The sequence below is a fragment of the Oceanicaulis sp. UBA6590 genome (assembly GCF_002433705.1).
Lineage (GTDB): Bacteria > Pseudomonadota > Alphaproteobacteria > Caulobacterales > Maricaulaceae > Oceanicaulis.
The window spans coordinates 1-5777 of record NZ_DJIQ01000028.1 but is presented as its reverse complement, the minus strand read 5'-3'; the positions used below and the strand labels follow the sequence as shown (position 1 = coordinate 5777).

The 5777-nt window shown below is 64.4% G+C and carries 8 protein-coding genes; 2 read left to right on the top strand and 6 right to left on the bottom strand.

Annotated features, from left to right (window positions below; translation table 11 throughout):
• The 4 genes from B2Z70_RS06315 to B2Z70_RS06300 all read right to left on the bottom strand — a co-directional run.
• Nucleotides 1-404, bottom strand: a 404-nt coding sequence (locus B2Z70_RS06315; protein WP_292982027.1) for an aldehyde dehydrogenase family protein, incomplete at its 3' end; no start/stop codon positions are given.
• Nucleotides 405-519: 115 nt separating this feature from the next.
• On the bottom strand, nt 520-1434 hold the full coding sequence (locus B2Z70_RS06310; RefSeq protein WP_292982026.1) for a glutamate cyclase domain-containing protein: 915 nt from the start codon (nt 1432-1434) through the stop codon (nt 520-522).
• Nucleotides 1434-1934, bottom strand: coding sequence for a hypothetical protein (locus tag B2Z70_RS06305; RefSeq protein WP_292982025.1), 501 nt, complete (start codon nt 1932-1934; stop codon nt 1434-1436). The genes B2Z70_RS06310 and B2Z70_RS06305 overlap by 1 nt, the downstream gene beginning before the upstream one ends.
• 9 nt (nt 1935-1943) lie before the next feature.
• Nucleotides 1944-2402: a YHS domain-containing (seleno)protein gene (locus B2Z70_RS06300; protein WP_009801524.1), complete on the bottom strand. Its 459-nt coding sequence runs from the start codon at nt 2400-2402 to the stop codon at nt 1944-1946.
• Between the two features lie 198 nt (nt 2403-2600).
• On the opposite strand from B2Z70_RS06300, the gene msrC reads away from it, so the two are divergent.
• Nucleotides 2601-3101: a free L-methionine (R)-S-oxide reductase MsrC gene (gene msrC / locus B2Z70_RS06295; protein WP_292982024.1), complete on the top strand. Its 501-nt coding sequence runs from the start codon at nt 2601-2603 to the stop codon at nt 3099-3101.
• Here msrC and B2Z70_RS06290 read toward each other — a convergent pair.
• Together B2Z70_RS06290 and B2Z70_RS06285 are read right to left on the bottom strand one after the other, a co-directional pair.
• Nucleotides 3098-3544 carry a hypothetical protein gene (locus tag B2Z70_RS06290; protein ID WP_292982023.1) on the bottom strand — a complete coding sequence of 149 codons (447 nt, stop codon included), beginning with the start codon at nt 3542-3544 and terminating at the stop codon, nt 3098-3100. The two genes, msrC and B2Z70_RS06290, sit on opposite strands and share 4 nt — an antisense overlap.
• A 39-nt stretch (nt 3545-3583) precedes the next feature.
• Nucleotides 3584-4822, bottom strand: a complete 1239-nt coding sequence (locus tag B2Z70_RS06285; RefSeq protein WP_009801521.1) for a hypothetical protein — start codon at nt 4820-4822, stop codon at nt 3584-3586.
• Between the two features lie 178 nt (nt 4823-5000).
• Here B2Z70_RS06285 and B2Z70_RS06280 point away from each other — a divergent pair, with 178 nt between their 5' ends.
• The gene (locus B2Z70_RS06280; protein ID WP_292982022.1) at nt 5001-5579 is read left to right on the top strand and encodes a DsbA family protein; all 579 of its coding nucleotides are present in this window, start codon (nt 5001-5003) and stop codon (nt 5577-5579) included.
• Nucleotides 5580-5777 lie beyond the last annotated feature (198 nt).

Sequence of the window (5777 nt, the reverse complement as noted above, 5' to 3'; positions counted from 1 at the left end):
CAGGGGAAATTCCAGGGCTGGATGCCATAGATGACCCCGATGGGCGAATAGGTGACGAGACCCTTGCCGTCCGGACGTTCACGCGTTTCATCGGCGAGTTCCGAAGGCCCTTCATCCGCCGTGTACTCGCAGATGCTGGCGCACAGTTCGATCTCGGCCTGTCCGTCCTGAAAACGCTTGCCGGTCTCCCGGGTCATCAGCTCGGCATACTCGTCCTTGCGGGCGCGCAGGGCGTCCGCAATGGCGCGAATGACCGAGGCCCGCTTGGCCAGTGAGGTCAGCCGCCAGTCTTCATAGGCCGCATGGCAGAGTTCGATGGCCTGCTCGACGTCCTGATCCGACATCAGGTCATACTGCTTGAGCGTTTCGTTGGTGGCGGGGTTGATGGTGGTGAGTTGAGCCATGGGGAGGGTCCTCGTTTTGCGCATTCGCATTACGGGATCAACGAGACACCCTGACCGGTTGTTCCATCGTGCGTGACATAATCGCAGGAGCGGGAGGCTCTGACGGCGCGTCCAGTCAGCGTGCGAGGGCGAACAGGCGGTCCCGCTTGGCGAGGTGAATTTCGAGGGGCAGGCCGTCAATCGTCGGCGCGGATTCGGCTGTCACGCCATCCACCGCGCCTGCGCTGAGCGCTGCTGAGAGACGGTGGCATTCGCGGGCATCGCTGACAGCGTCCCGCCAGACCGCGGAATCGCCCGGCGCGACAGCGGCCATGGCGGCGGCGAGCGCGTAGCTGGTCCAGTGGCTGACGCCGGTCACGATCAAGGCGTCGGCGCCGGTGGCGCTCGCGATGGTCTGGCCATCGGCGATATGGCTGAAAAGCGCGGATTTCGGCAGGGCGCCCATGCCGATTTCATTGCCGCCATCCCCCGCCGCCAGACGCGTATAGCCAGACCGGGGACTGAAGACCGCGTCAAAGGCGAGCGTATGGGCTGTCAGGTCCCGAGCGCGCATGGAGTAACAGCGTCCGTCGATCGCGCGTCCGGGGCGCTCGATGGCGAACACGGTGTCGACCCCACGCGCCCTGAGTGCAGGCTCGAGCATGTCTGGCGTTTCGGGAACATACAGCACATCCGCCGGCAGGCCGGCTTCGGCCACCAGGCGATAGAGCACGGGCGCGCAGGGCGCATCGGTGATGATTACCGCCTCGCGTCCCAGGGCGAAGAGCGCTTCTGCGATCGCCATTACGGTCAGCGGCCCGTCGGTTTCCGCTGCGGGTTTTGCAGCGTGGGCGACGTAAAAGCCTGTGAACAGGGCGAGCGGGCTGCGGGATTGTGCGAGATGTCTCGCCGCCCGTTCCAGCCCGCCAGCCGCATATGGCGCAAGCTTGTCCGCGCCGCGGCTTGCGCCCTGCGCCAGTTCCGCCTCCAGCGCCGCAAACAGGCTGTGACTGTCCCGGGTCTGCGTGTCGGAGGCGGGGGCGGGGCTCATCAGTCAGGATTTCCTTTCAGGATGCGCAGGGCTTCACCGCCACGCAGGAGAACCAGCATCGCGCCTGCGACCCATGTGAGGCAAGCGGCGATGAAGAGGGCGGGGCTCCAATCGGTCGGTTGACCGTTGTCCCAGGCGGTCGGGGTCTCGATCCCAAGCGGCGTGAAGAGGTGAAACACGATCGCCCCGCTCATGACCGCGAGGGCCAGCAGACCGCCCAGGGTCTGACTCAGCGCGGCCTGGCCCGGTTTTCGCGTGGTCAGCAGGATGATGAAGGGAACACCCAGCACCAGCAAGGAGGCGGTCAGCTCCGCCAGTCCGATGATCCAGGGACCCGCGGGATAGAAGAGCGCGATGCCCGACCAGTCGCGCAGGGTTTCGAAGATGTGTCGGGGCGTTTCGTGACCCGTGAACTTGAAGCGCAGGGAATCCAGGAAGATCGCGGAGATCCAGACGCCCAGAACGTAAGCGGGGATTTTGCGCAGGAGTGAGCCGGCCATATCCGTTCCCTACTCGTCCACAAGGCCGGGATAGTTCGCATTCGCCCGCTCGATATGGCCGGGAATGTCGGTACTCCAGCGGTCCTGGATCTGGGCGTTGTAGTTCAGGTAGAGAACGCCATCGACGATGTTCCAGACATTGGGATCGCCCTTGGCTGTATAGCCTTCCGAGACCGCCCAGGCGCAATACCCGCCATAGGCCGGGGCATAGGCCTCGGGGTCGGACAGGAACAGGTCGAGATTGGCCTGGCTGGCGAAGCGGAACTCAGCGCCGCGCCATTCTGTTGAGAATTCACGCTCGCCGCGGATCGCCTGGCCTTCGGTATGGTACGCGACGGCGTCGTAACCGCCGACGGCGGTATTGCTGAATCGGCCGGTATAGATCGGGTCTTCCGCCCAGGCGGCGTCCGCAGGAAGGACGGCGCCGGCAGCCGCCAGAGCGGCGGCGAGGAACAAGGCTTTACGCATGATCAACTCCCATCTCATCGGCACAATCGCCGGTCAGGGCAGGCATACGCGATGTATCTGCTTACCGCTTTACACAGCTTTGCACGAGCGCGTGAGAAAGACGTGATCACACTTCTTTACAGACGGGTGCTGGCGTCAGGACGATCCTGCGCCTAGATGTGCGCGCAAGAATGACGTCACAGCATGCAGGAACCTGTCATGGCCGAAGAAATGAGCACCGCGGTCGAGGGTGAAACCAAGGCCGAAGCCTATATCCGGATCGGCAAGGAGATCGCCGCGATCGTCGCCGGTGAGACCAGCCGGACCGCGCGATACGCCACGGCGGCCTGTCTGCTGGCGCACAATTTCGGCCCGCGCTTTTTCTGGACCGGCTTCTACGTGGTGGATCCGCAGAAACCTCAGGAGCTTGTGGTGGGCCCGTATCAGGGGACGCTGGGCTGTCTGCGGATCCCGTTCGGTCGCGGCGTGTGCGGCGCGGCTGCGCAGAGCGGCGAGACCCAGCTGGTGCGGGACGTCGAAGCGTTTCCGGGCCACATCGCCTGCGACAGCCGGTCTCGATCGGAAATCGTCGTGCCGGTCCTTGACGCCGATGGCGCGCTCGCTGCCGTTCTGGACGTGGACTCAGCCGAACTCGACGCGTTTGACGCCGAGGATCAGGCGGGTCTTGAAGCGATCTGCAAGATCCTGCTGACGGCCTAGAACAGCCAGAAGAAGCGGCGGCGACGCGGCTCTCGGGGCTCGGCGCTGCGGGATTCCCTGGCATCGTCGGCGGCGGAGGGTTGTGCGACCGCGGGCGCCCGCTCGACCTCTCCCATCAGCGCGGCGCGTGAGGCGTCAGTCATGGCAGGCGGAGCCGGAGCGCAGACATCAGCGTCGCAGAGCGCTGCGTCCATGCCCGACAGTCCCGAGGTGAAGCTGGCCGCGCCGCCTGTATAGGCGGACAGGCCCATGCGCGAGCGCACCGTGTCGCGAAAGGCGTCCGCCCGGGCGCTGAGATTTTCAGCCCGCGCCTGGGTTTCCTCGAGCCGGGACAGGTCCGCCGGGCGCGGGGCGCGCACCGCCATGGCGACATCATCAAGGCGGGCGCGGGCCAGAGCTTCGCGGGCCCGTTCGATGTTCAGGCGTGTGGGGTCTTCGCTCATCATCACCTCCTCAAGGACGTGTGAGGGTGGAGGGGCAGTTTACGATTTTTTAGCATACCACTCAAATCCGCCGGTGCGCGAGATCATTGCGACATCGACTTCGCCGCCCACGCCGGTCTGGGTCTGGTGCAGGTCGCTTTTGAGAATGTTAAGCTCCACCAGAGCCTTGGCGGTTTCGCCCATTTGCTTTTTGCCCGAAGCGGCGACCACGGCGATGAACGGGTCGATGAATTCTTCCTGTGAAATCGTGCGCGCGGTGTGGATGAATTCGGCGGACAGGGACAGCAGTTCTGAGTCGCGCATTTCGCCCATGACCCGACTGATCTCGGCCTCGTCGAGGCCGGCCTTGCGCAGGGCGATCTCGCTGGCGGCCTCATTGGTCACCATGTTCATCGAGGCCATCACATCGAACATGTACGGATGGACCCCGCGCAGGAAGGCATGGGTCATCTCCGCCTGCGCAAACGTGCGCAGATACGCGTTCGGCCCGTTCTCCACGCCGACCTGGGTCGTCTCGTCATGAGCGCGCTTGATGACGCCATCGACCATGATCGACGCATAATAGTGGCAATAGACGGGGAAGACGTCGCCCTCGCCAAATCCGGCGAACACAAGCCCGGCATAGGGCTCGAGGAAGGCGGGGCGCGTGATGATCAGATAGGCGAAGTCATAGAGCTTGTTGCGGATGCTCTCCTGCATGCCGAATTCGCCGAGGGCCTCGCCGATCAGGCTGTCGAGCATGCTGGCGTATTGCTGGTAGAAGCGGTCGCGATCCAGAGCCGCAAAGACTTCAAGGCTTGGTCGCTCCGCCCCGCCCTCATCCTGCAGCAGGTGCGCGCGATACAGATCCAGCGCGCCCTCGAAGGCTGCGGCGTCGGTCTCGTACTGGCCCGGCGCATGGGTGCGAAGATTGCGGGCGTGATTGAGCACGGTCAGCATGGCCGCGCGCATCAGGTCCTCGAGCTCCTCGCGCTCCTCCTTCTCTGGGAAGAGCTGGCGGTTATTGTCGATGAAGGCGAAGAAGGCGTCCGCACAGGCCTGCACGCTGTCAAAGTCGAGCTCGCCCTGGGCGCGCTTGAAGGCGTGGGCGATATGCGACCAGGACCGGCCCAGCACGTCGCCGCGCGAATACACCATCAGCGCCATGTTCGGGCCGAGCTGGAGGATCTTCTCCGCTTCCAGCGTGACGACCGAGCCTGGCCCGCCGCCATAGGTGACGGCGCTGTCCGCGGCCAGCACCACGGCCTGCCGGTTCATGATCATGACTTCCGATGTCATCGCCGCTCATCCCCCTCGGTTCTGACGCCCATGGCAGAGGCCCCCTCGACCTGCATCGCGGCTCATTCAAATGTGACTGGCCGCCATACGCGATGCTGTTAACAGAACGTTAGCGCCCTGCGACGTGGCTGTTAAGCTGCAGACGATCAATTTCTCCTCGCGCCCGGGAATTTGCGACATGAACGACACGACCGCCTCAGACCTGCGATGCTATTTCGGCTTCCGCAGCCCCTATTCACGCCTGGGCCTGCACAAGCTGGCGCGGGCCGGGTTCACGGGTGAACTGATCCCCTTCATCCTCAGCCCGGAGAGCGGTTTCGTCGATCCGCTGTCGAATCCGAAAAAGCGCGATTACCTGGTGCAGGACGTTTACCGCATGACGGTGCGTCAAGGCTTGCCGCTGGCGCTGCCTGACCCTTTTGATCCTGACTACGCGCCTTCAAACGCTGCCTTTCACGCTGCAAGCGCCGCCGGGCAGGGCATGGCGTTCGCGCTGGCGGTCTCTGACCTGCGCTGGGGGCAGGGGCTCGATATCTCCAAGCCGGACGTGCTCGCGAAGGCGGCGATGATGGCGGAATGGGAGGGATTTGATCCCGATGCCCTGCCGACCGGCGAGGCGCTCAACGCGATCCTGGACGGCTATAGCGAGCAAGCCGACGCAGACGGCGTCTTCGGCGTGCCCTTCCTGATTGATGGCGCGGACAAGTATTGGGGCCATGACCGCTTCGATCTCTGGCTCGAAGCGCAGGCGGGGTAGGGGCTTAATGGGTCCCCGGGTCAAGCCCGAGGACCGGGATGTTGAGCTTGAGCCTCTCGGCCTTCGGACTAGTTCAGGGGGCCCATGCGACGCTGCTTTCATCCGCACTCATCGAGGACAAGCCCCAACTTATCCTCCCCCTCCCAACCTTCCCCCATACTCGGCTCACTCCTTCAGAGCGGGCGGCCGGCGCGTTGG

Excerpts from the sequence above, each read along its gene's own strand:
- B2Z70_RS06310 (WP_292982026.1), bottom strand. The coding sequence starts at position 1,434 with ATGAGCCCCGCCCCCGCCTCCGACACGCAGACCCGGGACAGTCACAGC.
- B2Z70_RS06305 (WP_292982025.1), bottom strand. The coding sequence starts at position 1,934 with ATGGCCGGCTCACTCCTGCGCAAAATCCCCGCTTACGTTCTGGGCGTC.
- B2Z70_RS06300 (WP_009801524.1), bottom strand. The coding sequence starts at position 2,402 with ATGCGTAAAGCCTTGTTCCTCGCCGCCGCTCTGGCGGCTGCCGGCGCC.
- msrC (WP_292982024.1), top strand. The coding sequence starts at position 2,601 with ATGGCCGAAGAAATGAGCACCGCGGTCGAGGGTGAAACCAAGGCCGAA.
- B2Z70_RS06290 (WP_292982023.1), bottom strand. The coding sequence starts at position 3,544 with ATGAGCGAAGACCCCACACGCCTGAACATCGAACGGGCCCGCGAAGCT.
- B2Z70_RS06285 (WP_009801521.1), bottom strand. The coding sequence starts at position 4,822 with ATGACATCGGAAGTCATGATCATGAACCGGCAGGCCGTGGTGCTGGCC.
- B2Z70_RS06280 (WP_292982022.1), top strand. The coding sequence starts at position 5,001 with ATGAACGACACGACCGCCTCAGACCTGCGATGCTATTTCGGCTTCCGC.